This is a genomic window from Corynebacterium limaceinasi, assembly GCF_046717465.1.
Taxonomy (GTDB): domain Bacteria; phylum Actinomycetota; class Actinomycetes; order Mycobacteriales; family Mycobacteriaceae; genus Corynebacterium.
Map to the genome: position 1 here is coordinate 560,087 of NZ_CP177100.1, position 15,379 is coordinate 575,465.

Genomic DNA, 15,379 nt, shown 5'->3' on the forward strand with positions numbered 1-15,379 from the left:
GAGCCAGTGGCCATGTCCGATAAGAAAAACGAAACCCCAGAAATCCGCAAGGGGCTTTATGGCGTCGTTGTTGATGAAACCGCCATTTCCAAGGTCGTTCCTGAGACCAACTCCTTGACCTACCGCGGCTACCCGGTCCAAGAACTGGCCCGCTACTGCTCCTTCGAAGAGGTTGCGTACCTCTTGTGGAATGGCAAGCTGCCGGGGCAAGAATCCCTCATCCGCTTCTCCGCGCGTGAGAAGGCATTGCGTCACCTGGACCGCCACCTCATTGACCTGATCATGTCCATGCCGCAAAGCTGCCACCCAATGGACGTTCTGCGCACGGCGATTTCCTTCATCGGTGCCCAGGATGCGGAGGAATACACCAAGGACTCCGAGCACGTGCGCCGTACCGCGCTCGAGCTCATGGCGAAGATCCCCACCATCATCGCGCTCGATATCCGTCGCCGCCGCGGTGAGGGCTACATCGAGCCGTCCCGCAAGAAGGGCTTTGCCGAAAACTTCCTGTGGATGGTCTTCGGCGATGAAGAAGGCTCCCCAGCGGTAAACCGCGCCGATATCGAGGCCTTTGATAAGTCCCTCATCCTTTATGCCGAGCACTCCTTCAATGCCTCAACCTTCTCGGCACGCGTGGTTACCTCCACGATGTCTGATACCTACTCCGCCATCGTCGCCGCCATTGGCGCTCTCAAGGGACCACTGCACGGCGGTGCCAACGAGGCCGTCATGAAGAACTTCCTCGAGGTAGACGATCCTGCCAAGGCAGAGGAGTGGACCAAGAACAAGCTGGCTAATAAGGAACTGGTCATGGGCTTTGGTCACCGCGTGTACAAGAACGGCGACTCCCGCGTTCCCACCATGGAAGCCGCCTTCAAGGAGTTGGCGGAGCAGCACGACCAGACCAAGTGGATCGAGATGTACGACATCATGGCCAAGACCATGGAGGAAAACACCTCGATCAAGATCAAGCCAAACCTGGACTTCCCGGCCGGCCCTGCCTACCACATCCTCGGGTTCGACATTCAGTTCTTCACCCCGATCTTCGTCATGGCCCGCATTACCGGCTGGACCGCGCACATCGTGGAACAAAATGAGAACAACTCGCTGATTCGCCCGCTGTCCGCATACGTCGGCGAAGACCAGCGCTCCGTTCCACCGAAGTCCTTCTAAACACTCGGCTTCCCGCGCGGTTCGGGCGGTCCGTGTAACCGGGTAGTGAGCCGTCCATGCTCCCCATGCCTGCGTGGGGAGCATTTGCGCATCCTCCTACGCTATATGTGCATCCTTCTACGGTATAACTGAGCGACCCGCGCCCTCAGATGTTGCATTTTCGCCTCAGGTATTGCATAGGAGGATGCGCATGTAGCGGCTGCAGCTCCGGCCCCGACTGCGGCTGCGGATCCAGCTGCGGCTGCGGTACCGGCTGCGAAAAATTTGCCAGATGAAATTTGCAGACTTTGCAAAATTGTTAGGCCTGTTATTACTGGTTGACTGGCAGAAATTGCTTTCGCGGGGTTTAAGTTGCAGGTGAGTGTAGAAAATTCCGTTCAAAAAAGGGATGATAAAAACTATTTTTATCTCTAAACTGAGAGACGGATCACCCCAGTGGGGACATTGCAACGCAGTGTCTTCCAAGTTGAAAGGAACACCCAAGTGGCCAATTCCGCCCTTCCATCGTTCGACAAGATTTTGGTAGCCAACCGCGGTGAAATCGCCGTGCGTGCCTTCCGCGCTGCCTTTGAAACGGGGGCGAAGACCGTCGCCGTCTATCCTCGTGAAGATCGCAACTCCTTCCACCGCGCCTTTGCGGATGAGGCAGTGCGCATTGGTGACGAGGGACAGCCCGTCAAGGCATACCTCGATATCGAGGAAATCATCCGCGCTGCCAAGAAGTCTGAGGCGGACGCAATCTATCCGGGTTACGGCTTCTTGTCCGAGCGCGCCGATTTGGCCCGTGCCTGCGAGGATAATGGCATTAAGTTCATTGGCCCCACCCCGAGCACGCTGGATCTCACCGGTGATAAATCCGCTGCGGTTAACGCCGCGAAGGAAGCAGGGCTGCCGACGCTGCAGGACTCGGAGCCGACTACGGACATCGATAAGCTGGTGGCAGACGCCGGTGACTTCAGCTTCCCAGTCTTTGTCAAGGCCGTCTCTGGCGGTGGAGGGCGCGGTATGCGCTACGTGGAATCGGAATCTGAGCTGCGCGAACGGGCAGCAGAAGCCTCGCGCGAGGCCGAGGCGGCCTTTGGTGATGGCAGCGTGTACCTCGAGACCGCGGTGATTAATCCGCAACACATTGAGGTGCAGGTGCTCGCGGATGCCCAGGGCAATGTCATTCACCTCTTTGAACGCGATTGCTCCGTGCAGCGCCGCCACCAGAAGGTCGTAGAGATCGCTCCCGCGCCGTCGCTGGATCCGGAGCTGCGCGATCGCATCTGCCAGGATGCCGTGAACTTCTGCGAGCACATTAACTATGAGGGCGCCGGCACGGTGGAATTCCTCGTGGACGAGCGCGGCAACCACGTCTTTATTGAGATGAACCCACGCGTGCAGGTGGAGCACACCGTGACCGAGGAGGTTACCGGTGTGGACATCGTCAAGGCGCAGATGAATATCGCCGCCGGTGCTTCCTTGGAAGACATCAACCTGTCGCAAGAAAATATCACCATTACCGGCTCCGCCCTGCAGTGCCGCATTACTACCGAAGACCCGAATAACGGCTTCCGCCCAGATACGGGTACGTTGACCGCATATCGCTCGCCGGGCGGCGCTGGTGTACGCTTGGACGGCGCTACCTCCGTGGGTGCTGAGGTATCGCCCAACTTCGACTCCCTGTTGGTGAAGATGACCTGCCGCGGCACCACCTTCGAGCAGGCTGTGCACCGTGCTCGCCGCGCGCTGAACGAGTTCCACGTCTCCGGCGTGGCCACCAATATCGGCTTCCTGCGCGCGTTGCTCAATGAATCTGACTTCGTCAATACCCGCGTCGATACTGGATTCATTACCGAGCACCCGGATCTGCTCAAGGCGCCACCGGCGGTAGATGAGTCCGGTCGTATCCTGGACTACATCGCGGATGTCACCGTGAATAAGCCCAATGGTGATAGGCCCACCGCGCTGCGCCCGTTTGATAAGCTGCCGGAGTTCAACACGGAAGAGCCGCTCCCGCGCGGTTCCCGCGATGATCTCCTGGAGCTAGGGCCACAGAAGTACGCGGAAAAGATTCGTGCCCAAGAACCATTGATGGTTACGGACACGACGTTCCGCGATGCCCACCAGTCCCTGCTTGCTACCCGCGTGCGCAGCACCGCCTTGGTCTCAGCGGCAGAGGCCGTGGCGCGCTTGACCCCGGACCTCTTCTCTGTGGAGGCGTGGGGCGGTGCTACCTATGACGTGGCCATGCGCTTCCTCCACGAGGATCCCTGGGTGCGCTTGGACCTACTGCGCGAGGCCATGCCGAATCAGAACATCCAGATGCTCCTGCGCGGGCGCAATACCGTGGGTTATACCCCGTACCCGGATTCGGTCTGCCGCGCCTTCGTGCAGGAAGCGGCCAAGTCCGGTGTGGATGTCTTCCGCATTTTCGATGCGCTTAACGATGTCTCCCAGATGCGCCCTGCCATCGATGCCGTGCTCGAGACGAATACCACCGTGGCCGAGGTAGCCATGGCGTATTCCGGTGACCTTTCTTCGCCGAAGGAAGACCTCTACACCTTGGATTACTACTTGAAGCTCGCCGAGCAGATTGTAGAATCCGGCGCGCACATCCTGGCCGTTAAGGACATGGCCGGCCTGCTGCGCCCAGAGGCCGCACACACGCTGGTGACCGCGCTGCGCAAGGAATTCGACCTGCCGGTCCACGTCCACACGCACGATACCGCCGGTGGCCAGATCGCTACCTACTTCGCGGCGGCGCGCGCCGGCGCCGATATCGTCGATGGCGCCTCGGCACCGCTGGCCGGCACCACGTCGCAGCCTTCGCTTTCCGCGCTCATCGCTGCATTCTCCAACTCCAAGCGCGATACAGGAATCGACCTGCAAGCGGTCTCGGATTTGGAGCCGTATTGGGAGGCCGTGCGTCAGCTATACGCCCCGTTCGAGAACGGCATTCCTGGCCCGACCGGCCGTGTGTACAAGCACGAGATTCCGGGTGGTCAGCTGTCGAACCTGCGCGCGCAGGCCGTCGCATTGGGCCTGGCGGATCGCTTCGAGGTCATCGAGGATAACTACGCCGCCGTCAACGAGATGCTAGGCCGCCCCACCAAGGTCACCCCGTCCTCCAAGGTGGTGGGTGATTTGGCGCTCCATCTCGTGGGCACCGGCGTTTCTCCGGAAGACTTTGCGGCGAACCCGACGAAGTACGATATCCCGGATTCCGTGGATCAATTCCTCCGCGGCCAGCTGGGTACCCCTCCGGGTGGCTGGCCGGAGCTGCGCGATAAGGTCCTCGATGGCCGCGCCGAAACCGGTGCGCAGATTAACGATGTCCCGGCAGAGGAGCAGCCGCACCTGGAGTCGGATAACTCGGATGAGCGCCGCGCCAGCCTGAACCGCCTGCTCTTCCCCAAGCAGTTCGAGGAATTCAACGAGTTCCGCCGCAAGTATGGCAATACCGAGGCGCTGACGGATACGACCTTCTTCTACGGCCTGACCGAAGGCGAAGAAAAGGTAGTGCACTTCTTCCCAGAAGATTCCACCGATCGCTCCAACCTTAAGCAGATCGTGGTGCGCCTCGATGCCGTGGGTGAGCCGGATGAGAAGGGCATGCGCAATGTTGTGCTCAACGTCAACGGCCAAATCCGCCCGATGAAGGTGCGCGATGAAAACGCCGAATCCACCGTGGCCACGGTGGAGAAGGCGGACCCGTCCAATGACGGCCACGTAGCGGCCCCGTTCGCCGGTGTGGTCAACCCCACGGCAGAGCCAGGCGACGAGGTCAAGGCCGGCGACCAAATCGCGGTCATCGAGGCCATGAAGATGGAAGCTTCCATTTCCGCCACCAAGGATGGCGTGGTCGAACGCGTGGCCATTGGCCAGGCCACCAAGGTGGAAGGCGGCGACCTCATTGCCGTAATCAACTAGTCTGCACACTCAAGCGCCCCGCTTCCCTCGATTTATCTCGAGGCAGCGGGGCGCTTTGGTGTCTAGCTGTGCTAAAAATCAACGATTTCGTCCATCCAAATGACCGCAACCGTCGACGAAATCCTTGCTCTAGATGGACGAAATCGTTGATTCGCGAGGATGGCGGAGGCTCGCCTTAACCAAGGATGACGGGCAATGCTAACGAGCCGACCAAGATGAGTACCACGAGGCCGAAAAAGACTTTGGCCTGCCACCGGGCATAATTAAATGACATTCCCGTACCGAAGCGCTTATCTACCAGTACCGCCGGATCATCCGGGTTGTAATATATTACTCCCCATTTATAGAGGTGGTCATTGTCCGGTGATTCTTTGTCTTCATCAGCGAAGTGAATACCGCGCAATTGTTCGGATAACCGGGATTGCTTGTAGAGAAGAAATACAACTAGACCGATGCTGCCACCAATGGTGAGAATCAGCATTGTGGTGATCGCGGCGCCGTTGAAGCGTTGATAATGCGGGATAGGGCCGGTTACCTGCATCAGCGCCATCCCGGCGCTGATGAGCAGGGTGAGGACTCCCATGCCGGTGTTCGTCAGGGCGAGGTTTGCTTCGTTACGCAGCCGCGCTTTAATGCTGCGCTCAGAGCGTGGGGACACCTCACTATGCGCGATAAAAGAGCAGATAATGGCAAATAGGCCCAGCAATGCTAAAGCGACGAATGAGGAGAAAAATACGCTCCCAATTGATTTGTCGCTCCAATTGTCGGCCTCCATGGATTCATTCCAGTGCACGGGAACGGGGTCCGGAATGGCGGACCAGTGGGAAGCGACGATGATGGCACCGGCCGCGATGCACAGCAGGGAAGAGAGCATGGTTACCCACGGAAAGGTCGGGGTAGGGATGCCGCGAAATTCGGGCGCATCAATGGCTGTGGTGGAAACACGGGCAGCGATGCTGGTTTCAACCTCGTCGAACCAGCCGCCCGCCTTTTTAGCCGCGATGATACGGCGGCGTTGGGACGCATAAGCCCACATGCCACCGAGCGCCACCACGAGGGAAGGTAGTGCGGCTAATAACGGCAGTTTCCAGGCAAAGAGGGACATGGCCGTTGCCACGATGCCGCAGCTCCACGTGCGTATCTTGAATCCGGCGAGGGCGGAGGTAACCGCAGGATCAGAAAGATAAGCCTTGGGCACGCGCACTCCGAGCGGTGTGCCAGGTGAGGCCAGGGAGGGGGCTGTGGCCATGATCCAGGTGATAACCAGGGTGGTGGCGGCCATTATGAGTGTGAAAATCATGGTGATACTTCCAGGTCATTAAGGGTGGAGCTGAGTCGAGCGTGGAGCTCATCTGGGCTAAAGCCTTGGGCGCGGGCGAGTGCGACTATGCGGCTTAATTGCTCTTCCAGTTGTTTTTCTTGCGCGGTGGTGCGAGCACCAGGCCTGACGATGGAGCCGGAGCGTCCGGCGGTTTTACAAGGTCCTCGGAAACCAAGAGGTCGTATGCCTTCTTCACGGTGGCAGGGTTAATGCCTATATCCTTGGCAACGCGGCGGACGGGATCTAGCTTGTCGCCATCGGAAAGCTGTCCGCGAGCGATAGCCAAAACGATTTCATCGTGAATCTGTTGAAAAACGGGGACGTCAGATTCGGGGTGAAGGGTAATGAACATCTGTCACCTCCAATCTTTTTCTGTATTACTTGCTGTAACACAAGCTGTATTATTTTATGTGGTACAGAAAAGAGGGCAAAAAGAATCCCAGGTACCTGCGACTTAATGCAGTGACGTACCTGGGTTGCGGGGCAGGGAGACTAGAGAAAAAGGGCCCCAGCGATGGCAGCAATACCGTAGCTCCCGCGCATGAAGTAACCGAAGACCTCGGGAGAGAAGGAGGCGCCGAAGCCGCCGGTATCGATGATATTCATGGTGGTAACGCGTGCGGGACGGGAGCGCTTAAAAGCGGTGTAACTAAGCCCCAAACAACATGCTGCGAGCGTGAACAGGGACAGCTTCCACACGGTGGCGATGAAGGCGGTGCCGACAACGGCAGCACCTGCGGTGGCAGCCAGTGGCAGTCCCCAGTCGGGCCACGCACCATCGACGATGCGGCCGAAGGAGGCGGCGCGGCCAGTAGCGGCGCCGACAATGGTCCAAGCGGCAGCAAATCCAATAAGAGCAAGGCCGCCGAGCTGAGGTGCTAGCGCTAGGGTCAGTCCCATGACGGCGACCGCACCGAGGGGGATGTACCACCGGCGAAACAGGCGCCGAGCAAAGAGGAGACTGAGCGAAGCCGTGGCATGTGAGCGCGGGCGCAGGCGAGCGGATTGGGAGGCGATAGCATCGGCAGAAACCTCAGAATCCAGTAGCCCAAAGGAGGACGAGCCGATGGCACGGGTACGGCCCGCGCGGAGGAGCGAGGCGAGTTCGAAGGATCGCCAGCCGATGGCAAACCGCAGCAGGGGGAGGGTTATCGCCGCATAGAGTGGAAGATGCAGCGATGCACACAGGGCAAGACCTAGGAGGCTCACGCCGGCGAGCTGGGCAATAGACAGCTTATCGACGCCTCCCATGCGCCCCCGCGGCCTATCCGCATAGACCCAACGCCCGAGCGAAAGGCTGCGCAGCGGATAGAGCGCCTCGAGGAGGATGATGAGGGCGAGCGAGCCGAGCCCGGCACCAATGGTCGCGGTTGCGGGCAGAGCAGCGGCCGTGCGCTGTGCTAGCGAGGGCAGAAGCGCTGCAGCATTGTGCCAGGCGTAGACGCTGACGCTCGCGATAAGTGCCGCGATGAAGGCGTAATAGATGGCTGAGGAAGCTGTGGAAGAAGTTTCATGAAATCTTCACTACTTCGTCGCAGGCAGCGAAGATGGCCGGAGAATGGGAAGCGAGCACCACACAGCGGCCATTGGCTGCCAGGTGGCGTAGCTCCTCGGCCAAGAAGGCGGTCCAGGTGTGGTCGAGGTGGCGCTCGGGTTCGTCGATAAGCAAGGCTTTGGCCGGCTGATAAAGCTGGGCTGCGAGGTAGACCCGCTGGCGCTGGCCAGAAGAAAGGCTGCTGACAGCGGAGTTCCGGATGGCGTCGTCGATGGCCCAGAGCTCATGGACCTCGGCAAAGTTTACGCCGGAGCGGCGGGATAGCAAGCTAAAGTGCTCACCCACGGTGAGATCGGGGAGGAAGACTGGGTCCCCGACGGAGATGACGGAACCGGCCGCCGCAGCGCTACCGGGCGCGGCACCGTCGATGAAAACGGTGCCATTTAGTGGGGCAATCTCGCCGCTCAACGTCTGCAGCAGCGTAGATTTACCCGCACCATTCGGGCCTTTTAGGCCGTATACGCGACCGGCATTAAAGCTGCGATTGAGGTGCCCCAAGGCGGCGGAATGTCCGTAGTCTGCATCTATTGTCAACATCGTTGCCAGGTTAGCAGACAGGTGGCTGGCCCTAGGGGGCGGTAGCTTTGATGCGATTCAATTGTTTCAGGAAGTAATCTTGGATTAAAACCTTGGGTATGATTGTGCGTTCCTGTTCTATTGATGGGCTTGGCTCCTTGTGCCTGGCATGTAAGTCACAAGAGCCTGTCTAGAGGTTTTAGGGTGCCGTAATCTCTCATGGCGAATCGGATCACAGGTTTCTCTTTCTCGTCGAGCCCAGTATTTGATTCGGGATAGATTGCCACACACAAACCATTAGACACTCCCACTGCCGAGGTTCTTTTAGGCCGGTGGGGCAAAATGAGCGCGAACGCCGAGGATCCTCCGATGGGCTAAGCTAGCCCGATCTTCGCGCTGAGAATGCTCGTCTGCGCCGTGAGCTGACACAAACTCCGTACGGTTCAAGGTGTATAAAGCTAGAGGACGCAACCAATTAATTGTGTCGCTGCATACCTAGTTCGCGGAAACGTCTAAAAGCAACCGCGTTTGGCCATTTTCGGCCCTGATTTTTGTGGAAACGCGGTTGCTTTTGGGAAATTTTGGCGTGATTAGTTATCGAATCTGGCCGGGCGGGTTAGAGAACCATTGGTGCAACGATGACGCCGACGATGGCGGCATTGAGCATATTGGTAAGGAAGCCACCGAAGAGTGCGCGCGGGCCAAGTTTTGCTACTTCACCGCGGCGCTCAGGGATGAGGCCACCGATGGAGCCAATCTGGATGCCGATGGACGACAGGTTGGCGAAGCCAGCGAGGGCGAAGGAGGAGATCAAGATGGCCTTATCGCTGAGCTCATCGACGCTTTCACCAAAGGCGGTGTAGCCAACGAACTCGTTAAGGATGGTCTTTTGGCCGATGAAGTTACCCACCTCGAGGGCCTCGTTCCAAGGCGTACCGATAAGCCAGGCCACTGGGGCGAAGATGATGCCGAAGAGGCCTTCGAGCGACCAGTTATCCTGGCCGAAGAGGGAACCAATGCCGCCGAGGATGGCAGAGAGCATCACGATCGAGGCGATGAAGGCGATGAGCAAGCAGGCAACCGAGATGGCGATCTTACCGCCGGCCATGGCACCGCTACTGATGGCATCGATGATGTTTTTGGATTCGGTATCGCGAACGTCTTTAACGGTAGCGTCGAGGTTCGTCTCTTCGGTCTCTGGCATGAGGCCCTTGGCGACGAGCAGGGAGCCCGGCGCATTCATGAGCGATGCGGCGAGCAAGTACTCCAGGGGCGCACCCAAGAGCGAGTAGCCGATCAACGTGGAACCGGCCACGGAGGCAAAGCCGCCGACCATGCAGGTATAAAGCTCGGATCGGGTGAGCTTGGGCAGGTAGGGCTTAATTACCAGCGGTGCCTCGGATTGGCCGAGGAAGATCACGGTGGTGGCCCAGACCGATTCCACCTTGGAGGTGCCCATGAGCCACTTGATGGCGGATCCGACGTATTCCACGAAGTACTGGATAACCCGGAGGTAGTACAGGGCGGCGATGATGGCGCCCAAGAAAATGATCACGGGCAGCACATTGAGGGCGAAAACGAAGTCATCACCGAAGAGGCCGCCGAAGACGAATTGGGTGCCTTCGTTGGTAAATTCCGTGAGCTTAGTTAGCCCATTGGCGATGCCCTTGAGGGCTTTGAATCCAGGTTCCCACGCGAGGACCAAGAAACAGAAGACCACCTGCAGGACAAGGCCCACGCCAATGGTGCGCCACTTGATATTTTTACGCGAGCTCGACAGGACGTAAATTACTGCAAGAATGGCGATGATGCCGAGCAATCCTTGTAAGCGTTCCATATTTTCTGACCGTTCTTTGAAGGGACTTTTTAATTAGAGTGACTCTGGGCCAAAGGAGAGGGGGAGGATCTCAGCAAAGTCATGGCTCCGGGGCTTTCCATCGACGGAGACGATGACGCGCTCGCAGTTAAACTCCCGCAGGACCTGGCGGCAGGCACCGCAAGGGTAGCAAGGTGCGGACTTCAAACCGACGATAGCAACCGCTTTAATCTGCGGAATGCTGGGCAAGTGGCCATCGGTGGCCGTCACGTCTGCGGTGGTGACCATGTGTGCGGCGGCGTTGCGTTCGGCGCAAATGCCTAACGGGCTGGAGGCGTTTTCGACGTTGGAGCCGGTGACAATGCGGCCATCGGCAAGCAGCAAAGCCGCACCGACGGGGAAAGAGGAATAGGGCGCCCAGGCGTGGTGGGCTGCTTCTTCTGCGAGGTTGAGCAATTCGGCATCGGTGGGAGGCGAATCCGGGGTGGTGTTCATTGCGGTATGGGCTTTCTTTGTACGGGGGGTGAAGAGAGACTGCGTTAATTCTCCAATAGAACAAAAAGAAAAATACTCGTTGACATCTGTTCTATAGGGAATAATAATTGGACGTGGTGGAGTGCACAACCACTGTATATAGTGCAGTAAATCACATTATGTGCTTGTATGTTTCGGTTTCCAAATCAGTACAGGAGGAGTCGTCATGGCCGAGAAATTCGATGCGGTAGATGTTATTCGTACCAAGCGCGACAAGGGGGTGTTTAGCCCGGAGGAAATCGACTGGGTCATCGATGCCTATACGCGCGGGGTCGTGGGAGATGAGCAGATGGCCGCGCTCAATATGGCGATCTTCCTCAACGGCATGAACCGCGAGGAAATCTCGCAGTGGACCAAGGCGATGATCGCCTCCGGTGAGACAATGAGCTTTGAGTCCTTGTCCAAGAAGACTGCGGACAAGCACTCCACCGGTGGTGTTGGCGATAAGATTACGCTGCCTCTCGCGTCTCTCGTTGCCGCTTTTGGCGTCGCGGTTCCGCAGCTTTCCGGCCGCGGTCTGGGCCACACTGGTGGCACCCTGGACAAGCTGGAGGCCATCCCTGGCTGGCAGGCGGATATTTCCAATGAACGATTGATGGAAATCCTGGAGGACCCGGGCTGCATCATCTGCGCGGCAGGCTCTGGACTGGCGCCCGCGGATAAGAAGATCTATGCCCTGCGCGATATCACCTCCACCGTTGAGGCGATTCCGCTTATCGCTTCGTCCATCATGTCGAAGAAAATCGCTGAAGGTACCTCGTCGCTGGTTCTCGACGTCAAGGTGGGCTCCGGCGCCTTTATGAAGGATGAGACCTTGGCCCGCGAGCTGGCGCAGACCATGGTGGACTTGGGTAATGACGCCGGCACGGCTACCACGGCACTGCTGACGGATATGTCCACCCCGTTGGGCCGAAAGGTGGGCAACGCCCTCGAGGTCGAGGAATCCGTCGAGGTCCTGGCAGGCGGCGGGCCAAGCGATGTCGTCGAGCTGACCCTGGCCCTTGCGTGCGAGATGCTGGAAGCGGCCGGCGTGCACGATGCCGACGTGGAAAAGGCGCTCAAGGATGGCCGCGCCATGGATAAGTGGAAGCAAATGATTAAGGCGCAGGGCGGAGACCCAGACGCCAAGCTTCCCGTGGCTACACATACCCACGATGTCATCGCTGAATCCGATGGTTACCTTACCGAGCTTGATGCCCTGTCCGTCGGCGTGAGCTCCTGGCGCCTGGGCGCTGGCCGTGCGCGGAAGGAAGACCCGGTACAGGCAACCGCGAGCATCGAATTGCACGCGGTCAAGGGCGAAAAGGTATCCAAGGGCCAGAAGCTTTTCACCCTGCACACGGAAACCCCAGAGCGCTTCGAGCGCTCCCTTGAGACCTTGCAGCAGGGCTTTAAGATTACCGACGCCCCGCTGGATAAGGAGCGCCAGATCATCCTGGACCGCATTGGCTAAATCAGGATTAATGGAAGAGCAATCGACCCGATGACGATGACCGCTATGACGGCGAGGAAGGCCTTCGCCTGCCATGTGGCGTAGTTGAAGGACACTCCGACGCCTAGGCGCTTGTCCACCAGCACCGCTGGGTCATCGGGGTTGTAATACAGGATCCCCCATTTATAATGTTCGTCATTATCGGGGGACTCTTTGTCTCCATCCGGAAGTTTCACCCCGCGCAGCTGATCCTCGAGCTGCGATTGGGCGCGAAGTATCATTGCCACGATGGCTATGGTGCCGCTAATGGTCATCACCACCATGGTGATAAAGGAGAAGCCAGCCAGGTCCTGATAGCTCGGTACCGGGCCGGTTATCTGTATAAACGACAGCCCGAGGGACATGAGAAGCAGCAGGACGCCCATCGCTTCGTTGGAGGCTGTAAGGTTTGCCTGATTGCGTAGCCGCGCCTTGATGGAGCGCTCCGAGCGCGGGCGAACCGCGGTGCGTTGGATAAGCCAGCAGATGCCGGCGAAAAGCAACCACATTCCCAGCGCGATAAACGTGATGAAAAAGACGCTGCCGATGGACTTGTCGCTCCAGCTATCCGGCTCCAAAGAATCATCCCAGTGCACTGGCACGGGATCGGGGATGTCGGACCAATGGGCGGCGACGATGAGAGCACCGGCGATGATGACCAGCAAGGAACCCAACATGGTCAGCCAGGGAAAAGACGGCGTTGGTACATCAATATCTTGTGTGGCGTCGGCGTCCCGCTCCGCTACCTGGGCGCTGACCGCGGTTTCTACCCCGTCGAACCAGCCGCCGTCCTTCTTGGCCGCGATGATATAGCGGCGCTGGGAGAGGTAAGCCCACGTGCTGCCGATAATGACCAGCAGGGAAGACAGAGCCGCCACCCACGAGTGGTTGACGTAGAACAGCGAGATAACCGCCGCTGCGATGCCCACAACCCACGTCCGAGTCTTAAAACCAGAAATAGCGTCGACCACAACGGGATCCGAAAGATGGCTTTGGGGAACGCGAACGCCGAGCGGGGCGCCTGGCGCCGCAAGTGCTGGGATCGTGGTCATTATCCACGTTATGACCAGCGTGGTCGCGGCCATGAGGACGGTAAGAATCATGCGAGCTCCTTCAGTATGGAATCGAGATAGCCGTGGAGCTCCTCAGTGGAAAAGCCCTGGGCGCGGGCGAGGGTCGCCACGCGGCACAGGCGTTGCCGAACCTGCTGTTCTTGCGCCGCGGTGTGCGCGCCGGGACGGACGATCGATCCGGAGCGACCCGCGGTTTCGACGAGGCCATCAGCAACGAGCAAGTCGTAGGCGTGTTTTACGGTGGCCGGGTTAATGCCAATATCCGCGGCGACCTGGCGCACGGGATCGAGCTTGTCGCCGTCGAAAAGCTGCCCGCGGGCGATGGCCAGCACGATTTCATCGTGGATCTGCTGGAAGACCGGCGCATCCGCGTCAGGGTTGAGCGTGATAAGCATGAGCTACCTCCTTCCAATAAGTTTTGTGCAACTAATAGTAGCACAGTCTGTATTAGTGGAGGTAATACAAAGCGGAGACTGGGGCCTAGATATGCACCTGCGACGTGAGGCTGAGCTCTTTGCAGAAGCCCTCATTGTGGCTGACCAGCAAGTATGCACCTTTGTAGGACTCGAGGATCTGCACGAGCCACTTTATGGTGGTGATGTCCAAATTATTGGTGGGCTCATCAAGCAAGAGGAATTGCGGGCTGGGATCGGCCAAAAGCACCCTGGCAAATTCCGCGCGGAAACGTTCGCCACCGGATAGCAGGCCGGTGCGGCGGTGCACCTGGTCATCGCGAAATAACAGCTGCGCCAATTGATCGCGGATGAGTTGTGGGGGAGCAGTGGGGTTGGCCTCTGTGACCATCTCTAAGGTTGTGCGATCTTCCGGCAAGGTGATTTTCTGCCGCAAATATCCACAGTCCACGCTGTACTCAACGCCGCCCCGCGCAACCTCATTAAGGAACGTGGTTTTCCCGCTGCCGTTTGGACCCATAAGACGAACATGCTCAGGGCCGGTTATATCCACGATGTTACTGGTGAGCACGCGGGTGCCATTGGGCAACTGCGTGCCTGGGAGGTCAAGGTGAACGTGCTCGTCTGGGCGGATCTTATGTTGCGCAGCTTGATAGGCAGCAAATGCTTCCTGCACCGAACCCGATGCCTGAGCCGACCGCTTAGCCGCGGTATTTTGGGCGCGGTTCTTATCGTTTCCCATCGCCATCCCGGGCTTTCGGCGGTTGTGCGAGAAGGCTTTGCCGCGGCGATTGTCCCGGGAAATGCGCACCTGCATCGCCTCGCGCTCGCGCACTTGCTTGCGGTGTTCGGCTTTGGCCTCGCGAGTTTCTGCTTCGGCGGCGCGCTGTTCGGTTTCTATGGCCTCCCGGTAGGCGTGATAATTTCCGGAAAATAACCGCAAACTTCCCGCGTAGAGTTCTGCAATGTGCTCGACATGGGAGAGCAGGTCTAGGTCATGGGAGATGACAAGAATGGGCGTAGAAGCGCTGGAAATAAGGTTGATGACCTTGGATTTTCCTGCTGCGTCCAAGTTATTGGTCGGCTCATCGAGGATGACAAAGTCTGGGTGATCAAAAAAGGCGGCGTTTAATGCGATGGTGACCGCTTCGCCTCCAGACAGCGTACCGATGGTGCGATCTAGCGGGTAGGGAACGCCTGCGTTATGGAGGCAGGCATGAATCCTGTCTTCGATATCCCAGTCGTTACCAATGGTTTTCAGCAGTTCCTCGGAGTAATTTCCCGCTTCTAGTGCGTGGAGCGCGGCAATCTTTTCCGCCGCGCCGAATACTTCGGCGATGGTTAAGGAGTCACGCAAGCCAAGATCTTGGTCTAGATACGTGACCTCTGGTGCCGTGAATGTGCCCGAGGATGGTGCGATCTGGTGGGACAGGACCTTAGCAAGGGTTGATTTTCCGGATCCATTATCGCCAATCATTCCAGTAACCGAGTCAGGGATTGTTCCGGAAAGTTGGGAAAAGCAGGGCGTGCCGTCTGGCCACGACAGGCTGAGCTGGGAAAAAGAAATCGGCATGAAGAATCCACCTTTAAAG

General features: G+C 58.4%; 11 protein-coding genes and 1 pseudogene. 3 read left to right on the plus strand and 9 right to left on the minus strand.

The genetic code is table 11. The annotated features are described in order from the left end of the window. The first annotated feature begins 12 nt into the window (after window positions 1-12). Both ACLI1Q_RS02800 and ACLI1Q_RS02805 read left to right on the plus strand, forming a co-directional pair. Entirely contained in the window at window positions 13-1,173 is a 1,161-nt protein-coding gene (locus tag ACLI1Q_RS02800) for a bifunctional 2-methylcitrate synthase/citrate synthase (protein WP_239270045.1), read from the plus strand. Between the two features lie 483 nt (window positions 1,174-1,656). Further along, window positions 1,657-5,088, plus strand: coding sequence for a pyruvate carboxylase (locus tag ACLI1Q_RS02805; protein WP_284771789.1), 3,432 nt, complete (start codon window positions 1,657-1,659; stop codon window positions 5,086-5,088). 253 nt (window positions 5,089-5,341) lie between these two features. Here the strand turns inward: ACLI1Q_RS02805 and ACLI1Q_RS02810 are convergent. The 6 genes and pseudogenes from ACLI1Q_RS02810 to ACLI1Q_RS02835 all read right to left on the minus strand — a co-directional run. Then, window positions 5,342-6,388: pseudogene (locus ACLI1Q_RS02810) on the minus strand (DUF1648 domain-containing protein); the annotation flags it as partial. Window positions 6,389-6,482: 94 nt separating this feature from the next. Continuing rightward, window positions 6,483-6,761, minus strand: coding sequence for a GntR family transcriptional regulator (locus tag ACLI1Q_RS02815; RefSeq protein ID WP_005281564.1), 279 nt, complete (start codon window positions 6,759-6,761; stop codon window positions 6,483-6,485). A 140-nt stretch (window positions 6,762-6,901) separates the two neighbouring features. Beyond that, a complete protein-coding gene (locus ACLI1Q_RS02820) occupies window positions 6,902-7,660 on the minus strand; it encodes an ABC transporter permease (protein ID WP_239275612.1) in 759 nt (252 codons plus the stop codon). Between the two features lie 259 nt (window positions 7,661-7,919). Further along, the gene (locus ACLI1Q_RS02825; RefSeq protein WP_005281569.1) at window positions 7,920-8,501 is read right to left on the minus strand and encodes an ATP-binding cassette domain-containing protein; all 582 of its coding nucleotides are present in this window, start codon (window positions 8,499-8,501) and stop codon (window positions 7,920-7,922) included. Between the two features lie 595 nt (window positions 8,502-9,096). Further along, window positions 9,097-10,317, minus strand: a complete 1,221-nt coding sequence (locus ACLI1Q_RS02830) for a NupC/NupG family nucleoside CNT transporter (RefSeq protein ID WP_239275610.1) — start codon at window positions 10,315-10,317, stop codon at window positions 9,097-9,099. A 33-nt stretch (window positions 10,318-10,350) separates the two neighbouring features. After that, complete coding sequence (locus tag ACLI1Q_RS02835; protein WP_239270050.1) at window positions 10,351-10,791, minus strand: cytidine deaminase; 441 nt, start codon at window positions 10,789-10,791, stop codon at window positions 10,351-10,353. A 205-nt stretch (window positions 10,792-10,996) separates the two neighbouring features. On the opposite strand from ACLI1Q_RS02835, the gene ACLI1Q_RS02840 reads away from it, so the two are divergent. Next, window positions 10,997-12,283: a thymidine phosphorylase gene (locus tag ACLI1Q_RS02840; protein ID WP_411697063.1), complete on the plus strand. Its 1,287-nt coding sequence runs from the start codon at window positions 10,997-10,999 to the stop codon at window positions 12,281-12,283. On the opposite strand, the gene ACLI1Q_RS02845 is transcribed toward ACLI1Q_RS02840, so the two are convergent. The 3 genes from ACLI1Q_RS02845 to ACLI1Q_RS02855 all read right to left on the minus strand — a co-directional run bounded on the left by ACLI1Q_RS02845 (window position 12,280) and on the right by ACLI1Q_RS02855 (window position 15,360). Beyond that, complete coding sequence (locus ACLI1Q_RS02845; RefSeq protein ID WP_239270052.1) at window positions 12,280-13,404, minus strand: DUF1648 domain-containing protein; 1,125 nt, start codon at window positions 13,402-13,404, stop codon at window positions 12,280-12,282. The two genes, ACLI1Q_RS02840 and ACLI1Q_RS02845, sit on opposite strands and share 4 nt — an antisense overlap. After that, window positions 13,401-13,769 (minus strand): GntR family transcriptional regulator, encoded by a 369-nt coding sequence (locus ACLI1Q_RS02850; protein ID WP_239270053.1) that lies wholly within the window; start codon window positions 13,767-13,769, stop codon window positions 13,401-13,403. Before ACLI1Q_RS02850 ends, ACLI1Q_RS02845 begins: the two co-directional genes overlap by 4 nt. Window positions 13,770-13,854: 85 nt before the next feature. Then, window positions 13,855-15,360, minus strand: coding sequence for an ATP-binding cassette domain-containing protein (locus ACLI1Q_RS02855; protein WP_411697064.1), 1,506 nt, complete (start codon window positions 15,358-15,360; stop codon window positions 13,855-13,857). Between the last annotated feature and the right edge of the window lie 19 nt (window positions 15,361-15,379).

Coding starts and splice junctions, on each gene's coding strand:
- ACLI1Q_RS02800 (WP_239270045.1), top strand. CDS start 13: ATGTCCGATAAGAAAAACGAAACCCCAGAAATCCGCAAGGGGCTTTAT.
- ACLI1Q_RS02815 (WP_005281564.1), bottom strand. CDS start 6,761: ATGTTCATTACCCTTCACCCCGAATCTGACGTCCCCGTTTTTCAACAG.
- ACLI1Q_RS02820 (WP_239275612.1), bottom strand. CDS start 7,660: ATGGGAGGCGTCGATAAGCTGTCTATTGCCCAGCTCGCCGGCGTGAGC.
- ACLI1Q_RS02825 (WP_005281569.1), bottom strand. CDS start 8,501: ATGTTGACAATAGATGCAGACTACGGACATTCCGCCGCCTTGGGGCAC.
- ACLI1Q_RS02830 (WP_239275610.1), bottom strand. CDS start 10,317: ATGGAACGCTTACAAGGATTGCTCGGCATCATCGCCATTCTTGCAGTA.
- ACLI1Q_RS02835 (WP_239270050.1), bottom strand. CDS start 10,791: ATGAACACCACCCCGGATTCGCCTCCCACCGATGCCGAATTGCTCAAC.
- ACLI1Q_RS02840 (WP_411697063.1), top strand. CDS start 10,997: ATGGCCGAGAAATTCGATGCGGTAGATGTTATTCGTACCAAGCGCGAC.
- ACLI1Q_RS02845 (WP_239270052.1), bottom strand. CDS start 13,404: ATGATTCTTACCGTCCTCATGGCCGCGACCACGCTGGTCATAACGTGG.
- ACLI1Q_RS02850 (WP_239270053.1), bottom strand. CDS start 13,769: ATGCTTATCACGCTCAACCCTGACGCGGATGCGCCGGTCTTCCAGCAG.
- ACLI1Q_RS02855 (WP_411697064.1), bottom strand. CDS start 15,360: ATGCCGATTTCTTTTTCCCAGCTCAGCCTGTCGTGGCCAGACGGCACG.